We start from the raw sequence: 22,188 nt of genomic DNA, 5'->3' as shown, positions 1-22,188 counted from the left end.
AATTAAAAATCAGGGTGGGAAAGTACTTCATGTCTTCACGCATCGCCGCAGCTGTGACCACGCGCACGGGCTTTATGCCCGTGCTCGTCACACTATGGATGGTGTGCGTGACAAACTGCGGAGCGATCTTGTTTTACGGCACGGGAGACTCCAATCATAACATCTCCGCACCCGGAGGCATCTTCGCGGACTCCGGCTGGCAGTATCAGGGCCTGTATGGCGCTTATCTCGGCACCATCATCGCGCCGCAGTATTTCATCACGGCGCAGCATTTTGGAACGCAGGGGGGCACGTTTACTCACAGCGGTATCTTCAACGGCGGCTCCGACGTGACCTACAACATCGACGGAACGGCCAACGGCGGAGCGGGCTACTGGGACATCGCGGGCACGGACCTGCGCATCTTCAAGGTGCAGGAGTATTTTCCCACCTATGCGCCGCTCTACACAGGCTCCCTGGAGGTCGGTATGACTATGGTGACCATGGGACGCGGGGGCCCGCGTGGCGCGGAGGTGCTCGTCAGCAGCGTGCTGCATGGCTGGGAAAGCGGCTCGCCCGACGGCATCGCGCGCTGGGGCAGCAACACAGTCGGCGGCATCTACTCCAGCGCGCTCGGGGACCTTCTCACGGCCACCTTCAGCGCCAGCGGCACTGCGGAGGAGGCCACGCTCAGTAACGGTGACTCCGGCGGAGGCGTCTTTGTGAACGACGAAGGCGTGTGGAAGCTCGCGGGCATCAACTACAGCATCGACGGCCGATTCGACACGAACAACATCACCGGTGACGGCTCCGACTTCGACGCCGCTTTGTTTGATCGTGGAGGCCTTTATCAAGGCTCGGACGCGTTTGGCTGGTCTTACATCCCCGACCTGCCGCCGGACAATCCCTCCAGCATGTATGCCTCACGCATCTCGACGAACGCGGCGGCCATCTCCAGCATCGCGGTGGTGCCGGAGGCGAGTTCGGCTGTGATGGTGATGTTTGCCGCGGTCGGAACCGTTTTGCGCCGAAAACGCCTCACGGCGTTGGCTTGATCTCCGCGAAGATCAAACGGCCCGCGCTTGTCGGCAGCGTGCCGGAGACGACCACATCCACCGTCTGGCCAATCTGAGAAGCGGCATTGTTCACCACGATCATCGTGCCGTCCGGCAGGTAACCCACGGCCTGATGCTTGTCCTTGCCGGGTTTGGCAAGCGACAGCTTCAGTTCATCCCCCGCGCTCAGTTCAGGGTGCAGCGCGACGGCGAGCTCGTGAAAACTCAGCACCGTGATGCCACGCAGCCGCGCGACCTTGACGAGGTTGTCATCGTTGGTGAGCAGGCGCGCGTTCAGCTCCCGTGCGAGCGTGACGAGGCGTGTGTCCACCGCGGCGCCGGAGGGACCGCCGCCCTCCTCGTGGATGGAAACCGTCATTCCCGGGATGGCGCGCAGCTTTTCCATCATCTCCAAGCCGCGCTTTCCTCGCATGACCTTCGCCGGCTCGGCGGAGTCAGACAGGCGCTGAAGCTCATCCAGCACGAAACGCGGCACCACCACCGCGCCGCTGAGGAAACCCGTGGCAAACACGCCCGGCAGGCGTCCGTCGATGATCACATTCGTGTCCAGCAGCATCGGCTCGCCTTCCGAACCATCACGGCGGAAGCGTACATAGGGAATCAAGAAGGCGAACTGGTCGCGGTCGCTGCGCAGCGCGAATGTCACCCCAAAGAAAGCCAGCGTGCCGTAGATGCAGATCTCCACGATGTTTTGCAGAGTGTCGCCGTTCGCGTGATTTTGGAAGTAGGCGAGTTGAAACACGCCGATGCGCGTGATCAGCCACGCGCAGAACAATCCCACCGCCAGGCCCAGCGTCGCGTGCGAAAAATCACGCAGCGTGAAGCGCGCCAGGATCGCATCCAGCAGCATGAGCAGACCCATGAACAACGCCCCGCTCACCGCGCCCGTCCACGCCTCCTGCTGCAAGCCGGTGGCGATCGCCATGCCGATGAAGACCGAAAACGCGAAAAACAGCGCGCGCACGAGGCGGATGGGCCAGGAGGTCTTCATTCAGGATGGGCAGGGATTAAGGGCAAAACAGGGGCCGGGCAAAAGGATTCTCTCCCGCCTCAAACGTCACGGTTTGAACACCGCGCCGCCGCGCCGTGTGAAATGCAGTTCGATTCCAGCGCTGCCATACAATCGCCCCATTTCCTCCTCGAATTCCCCCACGCTCCGCCCCGCAAGGATGAACTCATTCACCGCGCGTGACAGTGGCATCCGCTGCTCCAGCGCCTGGAGGAACGCCCGGATGCCCGCACCGTCCCCGCCACGGTCGAGATGATAAAGATAAAAGGTCAGCAGCAGCGCCGAGGCCTCGTTCTCGCTCGCCGCGGAGGTCGCCATGCTCGCGCTCCATGTCTTGTCTGTCATCCCGAGCAGCTCGCCCACCGTCAGCATGGCAAAGCGAACCGTTTGCCCCATCTGCCGAGCGCCACGGTCACGCAAAATTTGCCGCAGCCGCTCCGCCGAGCTCGCTCCGTCCGCCACCAGCCAGACTGGCATCTGAACGGTTGCGGATGGGGGGGGCTCGACAAGAAACATGGATGACGCCGGCTCGACCGCGTTCTTCTGCATCGCATAAGGGGCGAGTTGTGAAGGGCTCGCCGTCTCCAGCAGCGGTTGCAGGCTCCGCGCCTCCACCAGCGGCGACTCGCGGCGGGCCTCCACGGCGACAGGATGCGGACTCTCCTGTTTCAGCCACGTCACGCCCAGCGAAACACCCCCAACCGCCGATCCCAAAACCAACAGCCGGGTCAGCAACAAGGCACGCCCCACTCGCCGACGCCGGTGGCGAACGACCTCGGTCTGGTCCACAAGCGCGACAGGCGCGCAACTGGGGGCGATGGGATGCATAACACACAGTACTGACCGGGTAAAACCTCCGGTCGTCAAGCATTCTTAACTAAACGATGCCTCAAGCCGGTGGCGGCTCATTGCATCATCGCCTGGGCTTTTTCAGCAATGACCGGCTCGTCACAGAAGGCGGCAAGGGAGGGGCGTTGCAGGTGCGGATCTTCATCCAGCGTGCGTTCCGCAAGCTGCCGCGCCAAACGCACCAGACGCGTGTCAGCCAGCAGTTCACCAAACAGCAACGGTGCCTGCCCGCTTTGCGCATGCCCCAAAACATCGCCCGGACCACGGCGGCGCAGGTCTTCCTCGGCGATTTGGAAGCCGTCGCTCGTCTCCTCCATGATCGCGAGGCGCTGGCGGTTCTCCTCGTCCTTGTCGTCAACAAACAGCACGCAGTAACTCGAGTGTGCCCCGCGGCCGATGCGCCCGCGGAGCTGATGAAGCTGCGCCAGCCCGAAACGACCCGCGTCGTGAATGAACATCACCGTCGCGTTCGGCACGTCGATGCCGACTTCGATGACCGTCGTCGAGACCAGCGCGTCCAGCTTGCCCGCACGGAATCGTTTCATCACATCCTCCTTCTCCTCCGCGCTCATCCGGCCATGCAGCAGCCCGACTTCGCACGGCGCGAGCAGTTTGGACCACTCCTCGTGTCCCTTCGTTGCCGCACCGGCCTCCAGCTTCTCCGATTCATCGATCAGCGCATACACGATATAACCCTGGCGGCCTTCCTCGATCTGCTCCCGCAAAAACTTCGCCGCCTCCTTCAGTTTCTTCTTCGGTCGCACCTTCGTGATGATCTTCACGCCATCACGCGGCTTCTGGTCGATCGTCGAGACCTCCAGATCGCCGTAAATCGTCAGCGTCAGCGTGCGCGGGATCGGCGTGGCCGTCATCACCAGCACATCCGGGGTGTCGCCCTTGCGGATCAGCTTCGCACGCTGGGCCACGCCAAACTTGTGCTGCTCATCGATGACCACAATCCCCGTGTTGTGCATCAGTTCCGCGTCATGGAGCAGCGCATGCGTACCTATGACGATGTCCGGTTTATCCGAGCTGCTCTTTCCGCGCATCAATTCCAAACCATCACCGTCGTCGCGCTTCGATCCCGTCCGCAACGCCACGCGCAGGCCCAGCGGCTCCAGCCACTTGCGCGCATTGCGGGCATGCTGTTCAGCCAGAATCTGCGTGGGAGCCATCAAGACCGCCTGCCGTCCCGATTCGACCGCCCTCAGCATCGCCGCGAAGGCCACCACCGTTTTGCCGCTGCCCACATCGCCATGCAGCAGACGGTTCATCGGCGCACCGGAGGCCATGTCGCGATGAATCTCCTCCAGGCAGCGCTGCTGCGCTGACGTAAGCTGGAAAGGCAGCTCGTTGAAAAAATCACGCAGCAGCTCGCCCGTGCCGATTTGTTTGCGACCGCCGGATTCGATCACCCGCCGCTTCCGCCGCGCCACGCGGAGCTGGTAGCCGTAGAACTCCTCCAGCGCTAGATAGCGCCGCGCCTGCTCCAGTTTCTCCATGCTCGAAGGAAAATGCACCTCCCGCAGCGCCAGCGACCGCGTCAGGCCCGCGAACTCGCCTTCCGCGCTCGGCGTCGGCAGCAGATCCTCGCAAAACGCCCCCGGCAGAGCCTGACACACATGCCACGCCGCCACACGCAGCGCCTTCTGGGTCATCGCGCCCTTCAGACGGTAGATCGGCGTGATGCGCCCGGTGTGAATCTGCTCCGCATCGTCATCCGCGCCGCCTTTGACGATCTCATACTCCGGGTGCGACATGCTCAGACGGCCCTTCGAGTCCTTGATCACTCCATAAACGATCAATTCCTGCCCCTCAGCCAGCACCCGGCTCATGAACGGCATGTTCCACCACTTCAGCGTGAGCTGCTGGCCCAGCAGCCCCGTCGCATGCCGCACCACCGCCTCAAACACCCCGGATCGGCCGCCAAAGAACTTGTTCCCAGTCTTCGTGATCAACACATGATGACACGACGGCAGCGGCCCCGCCTGAAACGCCAGCGCCTGCATCTGCCGCCGGTCCTCATGCCGGAACGGCAGATGCCACACCACATCCGCCACCGTTTTGACGCCTTCCTTCGCCAACAACCGCGCCGCATGCGCAGGCAGGCTGGGAACATCGGCGAGAGACAGATCGAGTGGAATCACCGCGTGAGATGGAATGCGTGAGTAAGTGTGTCAAAGGCGAACTCAGTGCACCGCCTTCTCCATCACATAATCATCCATGACAAAGCCGCTGCCGATGTCGCTGCAGACGTCTTCGGTGAAGTGGAAGCCGTGGCGGAGGTAGGCGCGGATGGCGGGGGCGTTGCGTTTGTTGACGCGGAGGCGCACGAGTTTGCAGCGCAGGTCGCGGGCGCGGTCTTCGGCCCAGCGCAGGGTGAGACCGCCGAGGCCGTGACCATGCACCTCGGGCAGGAGGTAGAGCTTGTTGATGAACAGCACGGGCTCCAGCGCGAGCTTCTCAAACGAGATGTAACCCACCGCGCCACGCTCCTCGACCTCGACGAGCGCATACCACACGTCCCGCGCCTGCATCTCATGCGCCATGTTGCCGGGCTGATACCAGATGGAGAGCATGTAGCGAATTTGAGCATCGCTGATGATGCCGGGATAGCACGCGAACCAGATGGCATGCCCGAGCTTCTGCACCGTGACCAGTTCCTCCGGCCCGATGCGGCGGATGCGTACGGATAGCGGCTGCGTGGCATCTCGAATGGTCTGCAACGTCTGCTGCCACACCTCCAGGTCGTTCGTCGGCGAGAGGCGCTGCAAGTTGGCGACGATCTGATCCCGGGTGGGCTCCACAACCTGCTCCTCGCGGACTTGCTTGTCATCGGCGGGGAATTGCATCTCAGGTAGGATCGTCTTCGCCAGATACCAGCAGGCCCAGGCACGCCAGGTGCGCAGTTCCTTGTTTGGCTCGACCATGCGCGTGGCCAGATGCTGCCAGTGACGGCGCGGATTGCCGATGAACTGGCCCTCCACACGGTTCTGCATGATCCACACGAGCGCCTGATACGGCAGCGGCCATTTCGCCAGAATGGATTCGCCCGCCTCCAACGGCAGCGAGAGCGCACGGTTGATGAGCAGGATGCTTCTGGCCGGAAAACCTTCGCGCCACAGGCTCTGAGCATAATGCAACGCCGTTTCATAGAACAGCGGCCCGCGTTCGTGATTCACAGCCTCAATGTCCGTATGATCGTAATGACGCGCCACATCTGGTAGATGCGGACAGGTCGCATTCACCCATTCGTCATTCGTCATTCCTACATTCGTCATGACTCCCTCTCCTCCCAGCCCTTCGCTCGGCCAAGCGCGCGATTCCAGCCCTGCGTGATTTTGGCGCGTGCCGCCGCTTTCATAGTGGGTTTGAATTGGTGATCCATCTGCCAGTGCTTGGCAATGTCGGCCACGTTCTTCCAGAAGCCGACGGCAAGCCCCGCGAGGCAGGCAGCGCCGAGCGCGGTGGTTTCATTCACCTTGGGACGCACCACGGGCACGCCGAGCAGATCGCACTGCATCTGCATGAGCAGGTTGTTCACACAGGCTCCGCCATCGACGCGGAGTTCCTTCAGCTTGATGCCCGCGTCGGCCTCCATGGCCTTCAGGATGTCCATGACCTGCAAGGCAATGCCTTCCAGCGCCGCACGCGCGATGTGAGCCGCCGTGGTGCCTCGTGTCATTCCCACCAGCGTGCCACGCGCATAGGCATCCCAATGCGGCGCGCCCAAACCGGCGAAGGCTGGCACGAGATAAACGCCGCAGGTATCCGGCACGCTCGCGGCGAGGGCCTCGACCTCGGCGGATTTTTTGATGATGCCCAAACCATCTCGCAGCCACTGAATCGCCGCGCCGGCGATGAACACGCTGCCTTCCAAGGCGTACTCCGTGCGCCCGCCGATGCGCCAGGCCACGGTGGTGAGGAGTTTGTTCTTCGACGCGATCGGTTTGGTGCCGGTGTTCATCAGCATGAAGCAACCGGTGCCATAAGTGTTCTTCACCATGCCCGGCTTCGTGCAAACCTGACCAAACAAGGCAGACTGCTGATCCCCCGCGATGCCCGCGACAGGAATGCTGCCACCGAGCAGCGACGTCTCGCCAAACACGCCGCTCGAATCCTTCACCTCCGGCAGCATCGAGCGCGGCACACCGAAGATTTTCAGCAGTTCGTCGTCCCAGTCGCCTTTGCGGATGTCGTAGAGCATCGTGCGCGAGGCATTGCTGACATCGGTGGCATGCACTTTGCCGCCGGTGAGATTCCACAGCAGCCAGGTGTCGATGGTGCCAAAAGCGAGCTCACCCCTCGCGGCACGGGCTTTGAGTCCCTTCACGTTTTGCAGCATCCACTGGACCTTCGTGGCGGAGAAGTAGGCATCGACGACGAGGCCGGTCTTCTTTTGAATCACGCGATCCAGCTTCTGCGCGCGCAATTTGTCACAGATCGACGCCGTGCGGCGGTCCTGCCACACGATGGCGTTGCAAACGGGCTTCCCGGTCTTCCGATCCCACACCACGGTCGTCTCACGCTGATTTGTAATGCCGATCGCGGCCACATCCGCAGCCTTGGCGCGTGCGGTTTGCAGCACTTCCGAGGCCACTCCAGCCTGTGTGGCCCAGATTTCCTGCGCATCATGCTCCACCCATCCAGGCTTCGGGAATATCTGCCGGAATTCCTTCTGCGCGACGGCCACGATGCCGCCGTCGTGGTTGAAAAGGATCGCGCGTGAGCTGGTGGTGCCCTGGTCGAGTGCGAGGATGTATTTCATGGTTAATTGCGATGTTCCCAAGAGCGCGGAGCGGAGTCAATGGCTTACAAACAGCCGGAGAACATGTAGATGGCCTTTTTTAGCGCGGATGAATACAATCGGCCCGAACCCGACAAAACAACGTCATGCAAACCACACCTGAATCTGCCGCCCCTGCCGCATCGCAGGCCCGTCCGAAGAAAAACCCCGTTCTCATCACCCTCGCCGTCATTCTAGGCTGTGCGGGCATCGCCGCCGCCGCTGGCGGTCTCTGGGTGAAGCACACCTTTTATCCCTCCGCCATCACTCCGGTGAGCCTCACTGCCTCCGAGCAGGCGGCCTTTGACGGCAAACTGCAAGCGCTCAACGATCCCGCCGCCGTGGAGGATGCCAGCCGCACCATCGTGATCAACGAGCGCGAAGTGAACGCCTATCTCGCCAAGCAGGAACTCGGCGAGAGCGTGCAGGTGAAATTCGGCGAGGGCAATGTCTCCGCTGCCATCATCCTGACCGCGCCGGAGGACTTCCCGGTGTTCCCGAACCAAAAGATCCGCCTGCGCCTCACCTTCGGCACGAGTTTGTCACCAGAGCACAAGCTGTCGCTGAAACTCGACGATCTAAGCCTCGGCGGCATCTCCCTGCCGAACAGTTGGATCGGCGACATCAAGGGCGTCGATCTCGTGGCCGAAAACGTGGAGAGCGATCCTGCGCTGCAAAAATTCCTCGCCGGCATCAAGTCGATGGAAATCCACAACGGCACGCTGCGCCTCGTCCTGAACAAGTGATCCCCGCCAAGCTCACGCTGCCGCCGATTTGACCGGCACCGTGAAGCTTGGGATACCCGCGACCGAAATTCACGCCTTCGATAGAGGGATGGTGGCTGTGGCCCGAAACACGTCGGGTGACAGGTTTGCATGGCTTCCCCGCGGCTGTGCGCGAGACACGGCCCGTACAGGCCCTATTGCGCCCTTGCGCATGGCGCGAAACTTGCGATGGATAGCGCCCCTCACCCCAAAAAAGCCATGCCCAAGCAGACCATTCGTGACCTCGACCTCGCCGGAAAACGCGTCTTTGTGCGCGTCGATTTCAATGTGCCGCTGGAGGAAAAGGACGGCCAGATGGTCATCACGGATGCCACACGCATCCAGGAGACGCTGCCGACCATCAAATTCCTGATCGAAAAGGGTGCCCGCATCCTTTTGGCTAGCCATCTCGGCCGTCCGAAAGGTCAGCGTGATCCGAAACAGAGTCTCGCGCCCGTCGCCCCGGCGCTCAGCGCCCTGATCGGCAAGCCGGTGGCCTTTGCGAGCGATTGCGTCGGCGACGAGGCGAAGGCCAAGGCGCTCGCGCTCGGCAATGGCGACGTGCTTTTGCTCGAAAACACCCGTTTCCACGCCGGTGAGGAAAAGAACGACGCCACCCTCGCGAAGGGCATGGCGGACCTCGCGGAGATCTTCGTGAACGACGCCTTCGGCTCCGCGCATCGTGCGCACAGTTCCACGGCGGGCATCGCGGACTACCTCCCGGCCGTTTCCGGCCTGTTGATGGAAAAAGAGCTCACCTGGCTGCACGACGAGCTTGAGAACCCCGAGCGTCCCTTCGTCGTCATCCTCGGCGGAGCGAAGGTCAGCGATAAAATCGGCGTCATCAACCGCCTGCTCGAAAAGGCGAACACCATCATCATCGGCGGCGGCATGGCCTACACCTTCCGCAAGATCGTGCAGGGCATCTCCATCGGCAAAAGCCTCTACAAAGCCGAGTGGGAACCCATCGCGCAGGCCGCTCTCGACAAAGCCAAGGAGCGCGGCGTGAAGATCCTCATCCCCGTCGATGCGATGATCACCGACGCCTTCGATTTCGACGCCAAAAAGCTCGGTGCGACGAAGTACACCGGCGTCAACGAAAGCATCCCGGATGGCTGGGAAGGCGTCGATATCGGCCCTGAGTCCGTGAAGCTCTTCGCGGAAGAAATTTCCAAGGCGAAGACCGTCATCTGGAACGGCCCGATGGGCGTGTTCGAGATCAAAGAGGCCTCCAAAGGCACCTTCGACATCGCCGAGGCCATGGCGGCCAATGCGAGCGCGAAAAACATCATCGGCGGCGGCGACAGCGTGAAGGCCGTCAAGAAAGCCAAGCTCGGCGACAAGATGACCTTCATCTCCACCGGTGGCGGCGCGTCCCTCGAACTCCTCGAAGGCAAAATCCTCCCCGGCGTTGCCTGCCTCAAAGACAAATAATTCGTCCTTCGTCATTCTTAATTCGTCATTTCCCCCGCCATGCCCATCGCTCACTTCCGCAAGCCCATCATCGCCGCCAATTGGAAAATGCACATGACTCCCCAGGAGTCCGATGACTTTCTCCGCTCCTTCGCCCGCCTCGTGCCGGACAAGTGCCCGATCCAGATCGTTGTCGCGCCGCCTTTCGTGAGCCTCGAGCGTTCCATGAACGCCCTGCAAAACGCCCGCGAGCAAAGCGTCGAACTGGCCGCGCAAAACATGAGCGCGCAGCCTGCCGGTGCCTTCACTGGAGAAATCAGCGCCCGCATGATCAAAGAGTGCGGCTGCAAGCATGTCATCCTCGGCCACAGCGAGCGCCGCAGCCTTTACGGCGAAACGAACGCCATCGTGAACGCCAAGGTGCTCGCCGCCCTCGAAGCCCGCCTTCACCCGATCCTCTGCATCGGCGAAACGCTCGAAGAACGCGACAGCGGCAAGATCGAGCAGGTGCTCGAAAGCCAGCTCCGCGAATCCCTCGCTGAAGTCGGCCCGCGCCGCATCACCGATGTCGTGATCGCCTACGAACCCGTGTGGGCCATCGGCACCGGCCGCACCGCCACCTCCCAGCAGGCGCAGGACGCCCACGCCTTCTGCCGCAAGGTGCTCGGCGATATGTTTGGAGCCGATGTGGCCGTGAAAATCCGCATCCAATACGGCGGCAGCGTGAAGCCGAACAACATGGCCGAGCTCATCGCCCAGCCGGACGTGGACGGAGCCCTCGTCGGCGGTGCCAGCCTGGAGCATGGCTCCTTCTGGGAGATCTGCCGCGCCGCCATCGAGTGGGCCAACGCGAACGCGTAGCGGAAAGCGCCACGGTTTCATTCCTGCAAACTCCAGCCTTGCCAGGCTGGAGTTTTTTTTTGCATGCTAAATCAATGTTCAAATTAAGCTGCCTGTTACTGCTGTTCGCCCTGTTGGGCACCTTCCTGCCCGCACAGGAGTCAGCGTCCACCGGCTGGAAGGCCGGAGCCGCCGACATTGACATCACGCCGGATTACCCGGTCCGGCTGAGCGGTTACGGCAGCCGGACCACGGAGTTTGAAAAGGTCTCCCAACGCCTGCATGCAAACGCCCTGGCCTTGCAGTGGAAAGACGACAAGCCAGCGATCATCGTCACCGTGGACAACTGCGGTGTGCCCGCGGCCGTGAGGTCTGAGATCATCAAACGCCTCGTCGCCAGTGGCAAGCCGGTCGCCGATGAGCGCTTCTCCCTGCATTCCACCCACACGCACTGCGCACCCATGCTCAAAGGCGTGCTGCCCTTCCTTTTTGGCGAAGACTTGCCCGCTGATCAGCAGCAGCGCGTCGAACGCTACACAGAGGAGCTCACCTCGAAAATCGTGGCGGCAGTGACCGAAGCGCTGGGAAAGATGGAGACCGCCAGGCTCGACTGGGGTAGCGGCAAAGTTTATTTCGCCTTCAACCGTCGCCTGAAAACCGACGTCGGCTTCCAAAACGCGCAGAATTTCAACGGACCCACCGATCGTTCGCTGCCGGTGCTCCGCGTGAAGAGTGCCGACGGCAAAAAACTCATCGCCACACATGTCAGCTATGCCTGCCATTGCACGACACTCGGCATCAATGAGATCCATGGCGACTGGGCGGGGCTAGCTCATGAGGAGATGGAGCTGCGCTTCCCCGATTCGGTCTGCCTGATCTCCATCGGCTGCGGGGCGGATCAGAATCCTTACCCACGTCGCGAAAACCGCTTTGCCGTCGAGCATGCCGTCAGCCTTGCCAAGGAAATCGTCAGGCTCATCAACCAGCCCATGCAGCCGGTCTCGGGTCCGCTCGAGTGCGTCTCGAAGGAGGTCATGCTCCCCTTCGACCATCTTCCCACCAAGGAGGAGTGGCAGGCACGACTCTCAGACAAGAACAAGCACATCGCGTATCATGCGAAAAAGCATCTTGAGATGCTCGAACGCGGCGAAAAAATCCCGCCTGCGCTGCCCTACCTGGTTCAGGTGTGGAGCTACAGCGACGACCTGCTCGCGATCAACCTACCTGGCGAAGTCGTGGTGGACTACAGCCTGCGATTCAAGAAGGAATTCGATCCCAAACGCACCTGGGTGAACGGCTACACCAACGACGTGCCCTGCTACATCCCCTCCCAGCGTGTGTGGGAGGAAGGCGGCTACGAAGGCGGTGGCGCGATGATCTACTACGGCAGGCCCACGCGGTTTGCCTCGGGCATCGAGAACATCATTTCCAGCGCGGTTGATGCGCTGGTTCCGCCTGCGTTCAAGGTGCAGCGGAGGCCTTGAGCTTCATCACGCGCAGCAACTCACGCCCTTCACGTCCAGGATAGGCGGTGCTTGGCGTGCAGCTTTCGACGATGTCGAATCCTGGCGTGAACAACGTGCTAAGCTCATCCGGCGAAATGCCGAAGGGCGGACCTGTCTCACCTGGGTCCATCTCGGGATTCACGAACCAGATGCCGATCAGAAGGCCTCCAGGCTTGAGCAACGAAACCACCGCGTCGCGGTAGCGATTCCGCCACTCGGGCGGAAGGGCGCAAAGGCAGGTATGCTCAAGCACCGCATCAAACTTACCTTTTAACTCGAACAAGTCTCCAAGCACAAACCGCTCCGCTAGCTCCGGATACCTCGCCTTGGCCCGCTCAATCGCCGTGGGCGCGATGTCGAGGCCGATGGCATCGATCCCCATCGACACGAGGCGCGCCACGTCGTGCCCCACACCGCAGCCTGGAACGAGCACACGCCCTGCGACATGATTGCGTGAAACCCACTCCATCAGAGGCGGCGAAGGTTCGCCCTTGTCCCACGGCGTGAAGTTCTCCTGATAGGCTTGATCCCAGTTAGTGATGTTCACGGCTTCTTTTGCTTCTCGTGTTTGATGGTGCCTTCCAAGGTGGTTTGGCCCGCGTCGCCTGTGAAGACCACTTTGCTCAGGATCACCTCCTTTGCCTCTCCTTCGAAGGATTCGTTGACGGTGATGCCGCTCTGCCCGCTTCCCGTGACGGCCTTGAGCTCCAGTGTGAGGTTCACCGTCGAGACATTTCCCTCAAACCGCAACGTTTGAGCCCCGTCCGCGCCACCAAGCACCGCATCGAAGCTGTCAGCGCCCGCATTGTAAGTGATCGTCCACTTAAACGGCTGCGTGTCATCGTTGATCGTGCGTGTGCCCTCAATGAGAAAGCCCGTCTCGCCGTCCGCCTTGCCCGTCCATTCCTCAACGACCTTTGTGATCTGGCCGTTCTCACCCTTCAACTCGCCCGACGCCTTCCACGTGCCGACGTAGTGCTTGAACACCGGATGCGTGGACAAATCCGCCCACACCGACGTGGTGATGAGGCAAAGGAAGGCGAGAAGCGTTTTCACGGTGGTAAGCGTAACTCAAACAACGCGCATCTTGGCGCACTTTCGGCACCTTACCAGCACTTGCACGGCCTGTGACGGCATTGTATCCGCACGAATGCCTCAACTCCCCGCCCCCACCGGTTTCAAAGAATGGTCCTTCGTCTGCGATGCGCTGACGCAGGGCAAGCTGAGCCTCATTTTGCGCAAAGGCGGCATCCACGAGGGCCGCGGCGGCTTTGAGTGGAAGCACAAGCAGTTCTTCCTGTTTCCGACCTGGTTCCACAATCAGGCCGCCGACCTGAACTGGACGCCGGAAAACACCCAACGCGCCTTTCCGCCGGAAGAAGAACGCCAGACGGTGGACATCGACGGCTGCGCCACGCTCGAGCAGGTGTGGAAGGTCACCGATTGGGAGAAAGTCGCCGCGCTGGCCCCACTACACATCTGGAACGAAGACGTCGTCAAAGAGCGCTTCATCTACGACGACGAAAGCTGCCTCCACGTGGCCCTCGTGCGTGCCTACAAACTCCCGCAGCGCTGGCACTTCCCCTATGCGAAGAGCTACGGCGGCTGCCGCTCCTGGATCACGCTGCCAGAGGAAGGATTGCCGATGGCGGCGGCCGCGACGCCGGCGCTGAGCGATGAGGCCTTCGAAGAGATCGCCGCAAAGTTGAAGGCAGTGCTGGATTGATCTGGAGCGCCGACGATTCGTCGGCATAAAATGCTGGGCGACGATTCGTCGCCACTCCATGCAAGCCATCCGCCCAACCCACGTCGAAGTCAGCCTCGGCACGATCTCGCAGAATTATGATGCGATCCGGGCGCATGTGGGCGCTGCGGAGGTGATGCCTGTGGTAAAGGCAAACGCCTATGGCCACGGCATCGTCGAGGTCTCGCAGCATCTCGCCGCGCATGGCGCGACGTGCTTTGGCGTGGCTTTGCTCGAAGAAGCCGTCGTTTTGCGTCAGGCGGGCATCACGCAGCCGATCCTCGTCTTCGGCGGCGTGGTCGCGCGGCAGATTCCGCAGTTCATTGAGCACGATTTGATGATGGCAGCCTCGTCCATCGACAAGATGCGCCAGATCGACGAAGCCGCCGCGGCCGCGAAAAAGAAGGCTCGCGTGCATTTGAAGATCGACACCGGCATGGAGCGCATCGGCGTGCACTGGTACAGCGCGGAGAAATTGCTCGAAGCGAGCCTCACCTTCCGAAACATCGAGATCGCCGGCATCTACTCCCACTTCGCCAATGCGGACGCGGAGGACCTTTCGAGTGCCAAGGAGCAGCTCGCGAGGTTTCTCGAAGTGCTCGAATTCTATCCGAAACACGGCCTGAAGCCGCCGCAGCGCCATATCGCGAACTCCGGCGGCATTTTGCAGCTCCCGGAAAGCCATCTCGACCTCGTGCGGCCCGGCATTATGCTTTACGGCGTGTATCCCTCGCGTGAGACAAGGCAAAGCATCGCCGTGAAACCGGCGCTGAGTTGGAAATCGGAGGTCGTGTATTTCAAAGTCGTGCAGCCCGGCAATGCCGTGAGCTACGGCGGCACCTGGAAGTCCGATCATCCCGTGCGTGTCGTCACCGTGCCCGTGGGCTATGGCGATGGCTACTTCCGGGCGCTGTCGAATCGCGGCCAGGTCGTGATTCGCGGCCAGCGGCACCCAATTGTGGGCCGCGTGTGCATGGACCAGTTCATGGTGAACCTCGAATGGGGCACCGCCTACAACGGCGACGCCGTCACACTCATCGGCGACGGCATTTCGGCTCAAGAAGTGGCCGACTGGGCCGGCACGATCCCGTATGAGGTGCTGACGAACATCCACAGCCGGGTACCGCGGGTGTATGTTTGAGCATCACACCGCCCGCTCCAGCTTCTCGTCGATGCGGGCGACGAGGGTGTCGAGCACCTCGCTGTTGCCGAAGCGTTCGATCACATCCGAGAGGAAGCCTTCGATGATCAGCTTTCGGCTTTCGCCATCGGGGATGCCGCGGGCCTTCAGATAGAAGAGTTCTTCATCAGGAATCGGACCGCTGGTAGCTCCGTGGCTGCATTTGACCTGGTCGGCGTTGATTTCGAGGCCGGGGAGGCTGGTGGCTTCGGCTTCGTTGCTGTTGAGCAGGTTGCGGCAGGTCTGGTAGGCGTCGGTGTAGTGCGCACCTTCATCGACGATGATGAGGCCGCTGAAAATGGAGCGCGATTTGCCGTAGAGGGCGTTTTTGTAGAGCAGGTCGCTGGTGGCGTGCGGTGCTTTGTGACGCTGTAAAGTGCGCTGATCGACGATTTGATCGCCAATGGGCAAACTGACGCTGAGCATGTCGCTGCGGGCCCCTTGGCCGACGAGGTCGCTGACGCTCTCGCTGCGGCTGAAGGCGGCACCGAGCTGCACCTGGAAGCTTTTCACGCTGGCATCGCGTCCGGCGGTGATGCTGGAAAGATGCAGCGCCTGGGCGTCATCGGCCAGTTCCTGGCAGGCGGCGTAGGTGATCTTGCTGCCGCTGCCGCCGACGAGATCGGCGATGGCGATGCTGAGGCCGCCTTCACCTTCGAGACTGCGATAATGATCAACGACGCTGACCTCGGCGTGGTCGCCCGTGACGATCAGCGTGTGAGGAAAGATGGCCGCGTGGTCGCCGACGACCCAATGGAAGATTTCGACGGGCTTTTCGATGACGACGTTTTTCGGCACAATGATGACGGTGCCCGCTTTGACATGCGCCAGATGCAGCGCGGCGAATTTGTTCGAGCCCAGCGCTTGCTCACCCTTCATGAAGTGCTGCTGGAGGGCGGCTTCGTGGGATTTGAGGGCTTCTTCAAAGCTCACGCAGACCACACCGGCGGGAAGGCCGCTCGTGTCGGACTCGACGAGGGTGTCGTTCACGAAGACAAAGCGTGCCGCACGTTCCTTGAGGCCTTCGGTGGCTGCGAGAGCGGCTTTGGACTGATCGGCTGTCGGTGCCTTGGCCGGTGCGTGATCGGCGAGCTCGATCTTCTTCGCGTTCGAGTAGCGCCAGTTTTCGTCTTTGAGGCCCGGAAGCGGCAAGGACTGGAATTCGGTCCAGGCTGCTTTGGAACGGGTAGTGAACCAGTTGGGGGCGACGGTGAGAGCAGTCGGGGCGATGGCGAGGAGGCCGGTGGGAGTGTCAGAGAGCATGTGAAAATGAAATGAGGAACTATGAGCTCGATTTTTGGGCGACACTTTCGAGGGCGGCGACATCCAGAATATCCTGGGGCCGACCAGCGGTGCGTTTGGCCTGAATGAGATCGTTGAGCGAGACGAAAGGCACGGAAACACCGCCTACATCCGAGATCACACGTGCTTGGTGCGCTGCGCCAAACTCCAAACCTGGAACAGACGTGAGAAAATCCACGCGGCATGGTGGCAGTCCAATTTGGAACATCGTCCGCTCAGTCGAGAAATGCTCCAGCGTCATCCCGGCCACCCAGCCGCCGAAGCGCAGCAACGCCTCGCGCAGTCTCACAGCGTTTTCTGCGCTGGGGAGGATCCATAGGTCGATATCCTTCGTGTAGCGTGGCTCGGCGTAAAAAATGACCGCGTAACCACCGACAACGAGATACTCAACCTGGCAGTCGTTCAAGATGGTGAGCAGTTCTTTGAAGTCGGAGTTCATGAGCGGGACGGCCTTTGAGAAGCCACGCGGTTTCGACGAGTTCCCACGCAGCAGTGAAGCGCGCGGCGGGAGGCTGGGATTGCCAGTAGGCGAGATCAAACTCCCGCCCGGCCTCCTCCAGAGGCACGGACCGCCACATCACGGTGCCGCGTGATGACTGGCCGGTCTGGATAGAGTAGGGAGGGGGCATGGGAAAGAATGACGAATGAAATGTCAGCCAACGCTGCCTTCCATTTCGAGATCAATGAGCCGCTTCAGCTCCACGCTGTATTCCATCGGGAACTCCTTCACGAGGTCGTTGATGAAGCCGTTGACGCTCAAACTCATGGCTTCGGCTTCGGTGAGGCCGCGCTGCATGAGGTAGAAGATTTGGTCGGCGCTGACCTGGCTGACGCTGGCTTCGTGCTGGGTGGCGTGCTGATTGCCGCGGACGCTGATGGCGGGGTAGGTGTCGGTGCGGCTGTTGGGGTTGATGAGCAGGGCGTCGCACTCGGTGTTGTTTTTGCAGCCTTTGAGGTGCTTCGGGATGTGCACGAGGCCGCGGTAGGTGGCGCGGCCTTCGCCGATGCTGATGGATTTGCTAATGACGTTGCTGGTGGTCTCGTCGGCGGCGTGGACCATCTTTGCGCCGGTGTCTTGATGCTGGCCGCTGTTCGCCAAGGCGATGCTGATGACTTCACCACGGGCGCGTTTGCCTTTCATGATGACGCCGGGGTATTTCATGGTGAGGCGGCTGCCGATGTTGCAGTCGATCCAGCGCACTTCGGCATCTTCGTGCGCGATGCCGCGCTTGGTGACGAGGTTGAAGACGTTGCTGCTCCAGTTTTGCACGGTGACATACTGGATCTTCGCACCTTTCATGGCGACGAGTTCGACGACGGCACTGTGCAGTGTGGCGGTTTCAAACTTCGGCGCGGTGCAGCCTTCCATGTACATGACCTCGGCACCTTCATCGGCGATGATGAGCGTGCGCTCGAACTGGCCGAACTGCTCGCTATTGATGCGGAAGTAGGCCTGGAGCGGATGTTTCACCTTCACGCCGGGCGGGACGTAAATGAAGGAGCCGCCGCTGAAGACGGCGCTGTTGAGCGCGGAGAATTTGTTGTCGCCCGTGGGGATGACCTTGCCGAACCATTTCTTGAAGATCTCGGGGTATTTGTGCAGGCCTTCGGTGCTGTTGACGAAGATGACGCCCTGCTCTTCGACGGCGGCTTTGATGTTCGAATAGGCGGCCTCGCTGTCGTATTGCGCTTCGACGCCGGCGAGGAATTTACGTTCCTGCTCGGGGATGCCGAGGCGATCGAAGGTCTTCTTCACGTCCTCGGGCACGTCGTCCCAGGAGCGCTTCGGCTTCTGGCCGTCGCTGAGGTAGTAGCGGAACTCGTCGAAATGGATGTTTTCGAGGTCCTTCGTGGCCCAATGCGTGGGCATGGGCTTGTCCTGGAAGACTTTGAGCGCCTTGTGACGGAACTCGCGGATCCAATCGGGATCGCCCTTCACATCGCTGATGTAATCGACGGTCTTCGACGTGATGCCGAAGCCGGAGTCGAACTTGTTGCGCTCGGGGAAGGTGAAATCGCCGACGCTATCGACGCGGATGTCGGAGATGTCGTTTTCGACGGCGGATGGGAGGTCGAGGGTGGAGTCGGGGGCGGAGACCATGGGGATTTATGATTTAGGATTTATGACTTATGATTTGAGCAGTCAGCGCTCGGTGGAGGCGGGTGGATCCTCGCGGACGACGAAGGATTCAGTCGTGCCAGCCTCGTAGGTGACAGGCTTGCGGCGAACGATGGGGCGGTCGGCGAAGACCCAGCCTTCTTGTTTGAGACGCTCGCCGACTTGGCGCATGTGCGCGTTGAAGCGGTCAAGATCGTAGCCGCATTCGGTCATGATTTGGCCGCGTGACCAGCGAACAAATTCGAGGGGATTGTCTTCGATCTCAGAAATCGTCTTCATAGTTAGCTGAGCTTCGAGTGCTTGGTTTTGGCAGCGAGGAGGTCGAGGAAGCGGCTGTACTCGGCCTCGGAGGTGAATGCGGTCTTGGGGAGCCAAGTCGACAGTTCGTTGCGTAGTTTAATGATGACCCCGTCTTTGCTTGAATCGCTGCGAAGAATAGAGGTCCAAGGCATTGTTTGACCTGCTTCATCGAACGTGAATCCTTCCGAAGAGAAATGCCAAGTGACTAATTGGCCGACGGATTCGGATGCTTGGGCTTCACGAACCATTCTGGCCTCTTCACTTTTTTGATGCAGAACCACCCAAACTCCAAGGGCGATAGGACACAAGGATATAACAAAATCTTGCACCGAAGGGTGTTGCTTAGTGGTGAAGTGACGGAGACCACCTATCGAAAAGAGTCCGATGAGTATCCACACCGTCCACCAAACCCAGACAGGCTTGTAATTCGCCCATTTGAGTCCTTGCAGATTGGTATCTGCATCACTTCGATAGGAGGCTGTAATCTCTTCGCTCATGAATTCAGTTAAGCAGCAGCAGCCAAAGGCTCCTCATGGACCCAGTCGTAGCCGCGTTCTTCGAGTTCGAGGGAGAGCTCTTTGCCGCCGGTTTTGACGATGCGACCGTCTTTGAGGACGTGGACGATGTCGGGCTGGATGTAGTTCAGCAGGCGCTGGTAGTGGGTGATGACGAGGAAGCCGCGGTTCTCGCTGCGCATGGCGTTGACGCCGCGGGAGACGATTTTGAGGGCGTCGATGTCGAGACCGGAGTCGGTTTCGTCGAGGATGGCGTATTTCGGCTCCAACATCATGAGCTGGAGGATCTCGTTGCGCTTCTTTTCACCGCCGGAGAAGCCTTCATTGACGCTGCGGCTGGTAAAGCTGCGGTCCATCTCGAGCTGGTCCATGCGAGCGTAGAGCTGCTTGTAAAACTTCACGGCGTCGATGTCCTCGCCCTTTGGCAGGCGGGCTTTGAGGGCGGCGCGGAGGAAGTTGGCGTTGCTGACGCCGGGGATCTCGTGCGGGTATTGGAAGGCCAAAAAAAGGCCGGCGCGGCTGCGGGCATCCACGGCCAGATCGAGGATGTTTTCGCCATCGAGGAGGACCTCGCCGCGGGTGACTTCGTAGTCTTCGTGGCCGCAGAGGACCTTGCTCAGCGTGCTCTTGCCGCTGCCGTTCGGGCCCATGATGGCGTGGACTTCACCGGGGTTGATGGTGAGGTTCAGGCCTTTGAGGATTTCGCGGCCGGGGATCTGGGCGTGGAGGTTTTTGATTTCGAGGGACATGGGGGAGGGGAAAATGACGAATTCAGAATGACGAATGACGAACTACTTCGCCGCGCAGGCATCGCAGGTGCCATGGATGGCGAGGTCGGTGCGGGTGACGCGGGTGCCTTTGGGGAGGTTCCAGAACTTGGCGGGGTCGAAGTCGGTCGCCGGGTGGGCGTCGATGACTTTGCCGCAGGTTTCGCAGTGGAAATGGACGTGCTCGTGGAGATTCGCGCAGTAGCGGGACTGGCCGCGTTCGAGGTGGACCTGCTTGATGAGCCCGGCGGAGGTGAGGTGGTCCAGGCAGTTATAGACCGTGGCCAGGGAGATGTGCGGGGAGCGATCCTTCACCCGGGTGAAGATATCGATGGCGGTTGGATGGTCGGTGGAGGCGGCCAGCACGTCAAAAACCTCACGACGGTGGGGCGTGAGGCGCACATCGGCCCCGAGCACGGCCATCCGGCATTCGAGGCCGGTGGGTTTGGCAGGTAGGCGGGAGGAAGGGGGCATGGGCTTAGAATTAGAATGATTCTAATTCTATTAAAACGTCTTTTTGGCAAGGCCGGATGCCGCCGAACTTCAAAAAAGTCTCTCCCACAGCGGAATTTCCCCTTCGATCATGCTAAAGGCACCTCCATGACCCGCGCCCACGTCGAAGACCTCCCTTGGACCGCTCAAAACTCGCCTAAGGGCAAATACAGCCTCGCCCGCCGCTCGCTTTCCATGGCCGCAGGTGGCCAGAAGGACATCGGCACTTGGGGCGGAGGACACCCCTTTGACCTCGAAATTCACCGCCTCCCGCCAGGAAAGATCAATTTCCCGCAGCACGAACACTCCGCCCAGTGGGAGGCCTACTACATCCTCTCCGGCAGCGGCCAGGTGCGTGGCCCGAAGGGCAAGGCGGCGCTCAAAGCTGGCGATTACCTCGTTTTTCCGCCCGGTGAGGCCCATCAGCTCATCAACAACGGTTCCGAGGACCTCACCTACCTCGTCATCGCCGACCAGCCGCAGGCGGATGTCATTCACTACCCCGACTCCGGCAAATGGCTCGTCAAACCACAACGAAAATGCTTTGAGATGAACGAGGCGGACTACTTCAAAGGCGAAGAGTGAGCCAAGCCGGGCACAAGCATTCTGATTTCGCGATCACGATTTGCAGGCATGCTGCGGCATGATGAAACCACTCACAGTTCTAGCCCTCGTCACATGCCTCGCCTCATGCTCACAGGTTCCGACATCCGATGCTGCCACCGCCTTTGCTCCCGTGCGCACGGTGCTCGAGACCAACTGCGTGCATTGCCACGGCGACAACCGCCTCTCCACCATGCCGCCGATCAATGACACGCAGGCCCTGTCGAAGCTCATCGGCACGAGCTGGATCGTTCCCGGCAAACCGGAGGCCAGCCGCTTCTTCCAGGTGGTGACCTTCCCCGATGAAATCCCCGGTGCCATGCCACCCAGCGGCCACGCCATCTCCAAAAAGGAAGTCCAAATCCTGCGCGAGTGGATCAAGTCAGGCGCGAAGCTCCCCGCGCATAACATCAAACTCAAGCCGCAAGGACCGCTGCCACGATCGGTCTAGCTCGATCACTTCAGCAGCTCCGCCGGCATTCCATACTGCTCCGGCCACACGAGGAAAAACGCATCGCTATGCCCCGCGGCGAAATCGACCAGCTTCCAGCCGTCGATGGTCCGCAGCCACAGCGCCACAGTGTCGCTGTTGCCGAGTTCTGGGTATTCGACGGGCTTGCCATTCGCATCGATCGAGCTGCCGCTGAAGAACGCCCAGTTTCGATACACGCGCAGGTTGCCTTGAAACTTCACCGCCTGCTTGGCGATCTTTTCGGCCCTCGGCCGGAGCAGTTTGAACAAGCTTTTCCGCAGCTCCGAGTCCGCGTCGAGCTCCGTGGGTTTTTCAAAGGCAGGTTCATACACCATGCGCCATTCCTCCGACCCCGGCTTGATAGTCGGCGGTTCAGCGGCATTCAAAGGGAGCACCAAGCAGCAGGCGACGGTGAATCGAAATATAATGGCATTCATGGCGTGAGAGCCGCGAGACTGTCGCACGAGCCTGCT

Annotated in this window: 25 protein-coding genes; 9 read left to right on the top strand and 16 right to left on the bottom strand. The window is 60.9% G+C overall.

The window, feature by feature from the left end; all coding sequences use genetic code 11:
* Positions 1 to 29 precede the first annotated feature (29 nt).
* Entirely contained in the window at positions 30 to 1,034 is a 1,005-nt protein-coding gene (locus tag ACILSE_RS02965; RefSeq protein WP_395715856.1) for a hypothetical protein, read from the top strand.
* Here the strand turns inward: ACILSE_RS02965 and ACILSE_RS02960 are convergent.
* From ACILSE_RS02960 to glpK, 5 genes are all read right to left on the bottom strand, one after another.
* Positions 1,018 to 2,046: a PIN/TRAM domain-containing protein gene (locus ACILSE_RS02960; protein WP_395715855.1), complete on the bottom strand. Its 1,029-nt coding sequence runs from the start codon at positions 2,044 to 2,046 to the stop codon at positions 1,018 to 1,020. The two genes, ACILSE_RS02965 and ACILSE_RS02960, sit on opposite strands and share 17 nt — an antisense overlap.
* Before the next feature lie 66 nt (positions 2,047 to 2,112).
* The gene (locus ACILSE_RS02955) at positions 2,113 to 2,892 is read right to left on the bottom strand and encodes a hypothetical protein (RefSeq protein WP_395715854.1); all 780 of its coding nucleotides are present in this window, start codon (positions 2,890 to 2,892) and stop codon (positions 2,113 to 2,115) included.
* A gap of 77 nt (positions 2,893 to 2,969) precedes the next feature.
* On the bottom strand, positions 2,970 to 5,060 hold the full coding sequence (recG, locus tag ACILSE_RS02950; RefSeq protein ID WP_395715853.1) for an ATP-dependent DNA helicase RecG: 2,091 nt from the start codon (positions 5,058 to 5,060) through the stop codon (positions 2,970 to 2,972).
* Between the two features lie 42 nt (positions 5,061 to 5,102).
* Complete coding sequence (locus tag ACILSE_RS02945) at positions 5,103 to 6,194, bottom strand: GNAT family N-acetyltransferase (protein WP_395715852.1); 1,092 nt, start codon at positions 6,192 to 6,194, stop codon at positions 5,103 to 5,105.
* A complete protein-coding gene (gene glpK / locus ACILSE_RS02940) occupies positions 6,191 to 7,681 on the bottom strand; it encodes a glycerol kinase GlpK (protein WP_395715851.1) in 1,491 nt (496 codons plus the stop codon). Before glpK ends, ACILSE_RS02945 begins: the two co-directional genes overlap by 4 nt.
* 125 nt (positions 7,682 to 7,806) lie before the next feature.
* On the opposite strand from glpK, the gene ACILSE_RS02935 reads away from it, so the two are divergent.
* The 4 genes from ACILSE_RS02935 to ACILSE_RS02920 all read left to right on the top strand — a co-directional run bounded on the left by ACILSE_RS02935 (position 7,807) and on the right by ACILSE_RS02920 (position 12,200).
* Positions 7,807 to 8,445, top strand: a complete 639-nt coding sequence (locus ACILSE_RS02935; protein WP_395715850.1) for a hypothetical protein — start codon at positions 7,807 to 7,809, stop codon at positions 8,443 to 8,445.
* Between the two features lie 237 nt (positions 8,446 to 8,682).
* Positions 8,683 to 9,897 carry a phosphoglycerate kinase gene (locus ACILSE_RS02930; RefSeq protein ID WP_395715849.1) on the top strand — a complete coding sequence of 405 codons (1,215 nt, stop codon included), beginning with the start codon at positions 8,683 to 8,685 and terminating at the stop codon, positions 9,895 to 9,897.
* A 39-nt stretch (positions 9,898 to 9,936) separates the two neighbouring features.
* Entirely contained in the window at positions 9,937 to 10,737 is an 801-nt protein-coding gene (tpiA, locus tag ACILSE_RS02925; protein ID WP_395715848.1) for a triose-phosphate isomerase, read from the top strand.
* Positions 10,738 to 10,811: 74 nt separating this feature from the next.
* Complete coding sequence (locus ACILSE_RS02920; protein ID WP_395715847.1) at positions 10,812 to 12,200, top strand: neutral/alkaline non-lysosomal ceramidase N-terminal domain-containing protein; 1,389 nt, start codon at positions 10,812 to 10,814, stop codon at positions 12,198 to 12,200.
* Here the strand turns inward: ACILSE_RS02920 and ACILSE_RS02915 are convergent.
* Together ACILSE_RS02915 and ACILSE_RS02910 are read right to left on the bottom strand one after the other, a co-directional pair.
* The gene (locus tag ACILSE_RS02915; protein WP_395715846.1) at positions 12,178 to 12,768 is read right to left on the bottom strand and encodes a methyltransferase domain-containing protein; all 591 of its coding nucleotides are present in this window, start codon (positions 12,766 to 12,768) and stop codon (positions 12,178 to 12,180) included. The genes ACILSE_RS02920 and ACILSE_RS02915 overlap by 23 nt on opposite strands.
* The gene (locus ACILSE_RS02910; protein WP_395715845.1) at positions 12,765 to 13,277 is read right to left on the bottom strand and encodes a hypothetical protein; all 513 of its coding nucleotides are present in this window, start codon (positions 13,275 to 13,277) and stop codon (positions 12,765 to 12,767) included. The genes ACILSE_RS02915 and ACILSE_RS02910 overlap by 4 nt, the downstream gene beginning before the upstream one ends.
* A gap of 94 nt (positions 13,278 to 13,371) precedes the next feature.
* On the opposite strand from ACILSE_RS02910, the gene ACILSE_RS02905 reads away from it, so the two are divergent.
* A complete protein-coding gene (locus tag ACILSE_RS02905) occupies positions 13,372 to 13,947 on the top strand; it encodes a DUF1802 family protein (protein WP_395715844.1) in 576 nt (191 codons plus the stop codon).
* 58 nt (positions 13,948 to 14,005) lie between these two features.
* Positions 14,006 to 15,106: an alanine racemase gene (gene alr, locus ACILSE_RS02900; protein WP_395715843.1), complete on the top strand. Its 1,101-nt coding sequence runs from the start codon at positions 14,006 to 14,008 to the stop codon at positions 15,104 to 15,106.
* Positions 15,107 to 15,109: 3 nt separating this feature from the next.
* Here the strand turns inward: alr and sufD are convergent, their stop codons facing one another.
* From sufD to ACILSE_RS02860, 8 genes are read right to left on the bottom strand one after another with little or no spacing between them, the layout of a single operon-like run.
* Positions 15,110 to 16,408 carry a Fe-S cluster assembly protein SufD gene (sufD, locus tag ACILSE_RS02895; protein WP_395715842.1) on the bottom strand — a complete coding sequence of 433 codons (1,299 nt, stop codon included), beginning with the start codon at positions 16,406 to 16,408 and terminating at the stop codon, positions 15,110 to 15,112.
* Between the two features lie 19 nt (positions 16,409 to 16,427).
* The gene (locus tag ACILSE_RS02890) at positions 16,428 to 16,886 is read right to left on the bottom strand and encodes a nucleotidyltransferase (RefSeq protein WP_395715841.1); all 459 of its coding nucleotides are present in this window, start codon (positions 16,884 to 16,886) and stop codon (positions 16,428 to 16,430) included.
* Positions 16,834 to 17,076 carry a hypothetical protein gene (locus tag ACILSE_RS02885; protein ID WP_395715840.1) on the bottom strand — a complete coding sequence of 81 codons (243 nt, stop codon included), beginning with the start codon at positions 17,074 to 17,076 and terminating at the stop codon, positions 16,834 to 16,836. The genes ACILSE_RS02890 and ACILSE_RS02885 overlap by 53 nt, the downstream gene beginning before the upstream one ends.
* Before the next feature lie 23 nt (positions 17,077 to 17,099).
* Positions 17,100 to 18,548, bottom strand: coding sequence for a Fe-S cluster assembly protein SufB (gene sufB, locus ACILSE_RS02880; RefSeq protein WP_395715839.1), 1,449 nt, complete (start codon positions 18,546 to 18,548; stop codon positions 17,100 to 17,102).
* 42 nt (positions 18,549 to 18,590) lie between these two features.
* Positions 18,591 to 18,845 (bottom strand): hypothetical protein, encoded by a 255-nt coding sequence (locus ACILSE_RS02875; RefSeq protein ID WP_395715838.1) that lies wholly within the window; start codon positions 18,843 to 18,845, stop codon positions 18,591 to 18,593.
* A gap of 2 nt (positions 18,846 to 18,847) precedes the next feature.
* Positions 18,848 to 19,363 (bottom strand): YcxB family protein, encoded by a 516-nt coding sequence (locus ACILSE_RS02870; RefSeq protein WP_395715837.1) that lies wholly within the window; start codon positions 19,361 to 19,363, stop codon positions 18,848 to 18,850.
* Between the two features lie 8 nt (positions 19,364 to 19,371).
* Positions 19,372 to 20,130: a Fe-S cluster assembly ATPase SufC gene (gene sufC, locus ACILSE_RS02865; RefSeq protein ID WP_395715836.1), complete on the bottom strand. Its 759-nt coding sequence runs from the start codon at positions 20,128 to 20,130 to the stop codon at positions 19,372 to 19,374.
* 42 nt (positions 20,131 to 20,172) lie between these two features.
* Positions 20,173 to 20,622 carry a Fur family transcriptional regulator gene (locus ACILSE_RS02860; protein WP_395715835.1) on the bottom strand — a complete coding sequence of 150 codons (450 nt, stop codon included), beginning with the start codon at positions 20,620 to 20,622 and terminating at the stop codon, positions 20,173 to 20,175.
* A 126-nt stretch (positions 20,623 to 20,748) separates the two neighbouring features.
* Between ACILSE_RS02860 and ACILSE_RS02855 the strand changes: the two genes are divergently transcribed.
* Both ACILSE_RS02855 and ACILSE_RS02850 read left to right on the top strand, forming a co-directional pair.
* A complete protein-coding gene (locus ACILSE_RS02855) occupies positions 20,749 to 21,225 on the top strand; it encodes a cupin domain-containing protein (protein ID WP_395715834.1) in 477 nt (158 codons plus the stop codon).
* A gap of 58 nt (positions 21,226 to 21,283) precedes the next feature.
* Positions 21,284 to 21,694 carry a c-type cytochrome gene (locus ACILSE_RS02850; protein ID WP_395715833.1) on the top strand — a complete coding sequence of 137 codons (411 nt, stop codon included), beginning with the start codon at positions 21,284 to 21,286 and terminating at the stop codon, positions 21,692 to 21,694.
* A gap of 5 nt (positions 21,695 to 21,699) precedes the next feature.
* Here the strand turns inward: ACILSE_RS02850 and ACILSE_RS02845 are convergent, their stop codons facing one another.
* Positions 21,700 to 22,152, bottom strand: coding sequence for a hypothetical protein (locus ACILSE_RS02845; protein WP_395715832.1), 453 nt, complete (start codon positions 22,150 to 22,152; stop codon positions 21,700 to 21,702).
* Positions 22,153 to 22,188 lie beyond the last annotated feature (36 nt).

The sequence above is a fragment of the Prosthecobacter sp. genome (assembly GCF_044236155.1).
Classification (GTDB): Bacteria; Verrucomicrobiota; Verrucomicrobiia; order Verrucomicrobiales; family Verrucomicrobiaceae; genus Prosthecobacter.
The sequence above is the reverse complement of the archived record's forward strand: the minus strand, read 5'-3'. Positions and strand labels throughout refer to the sequence as shown.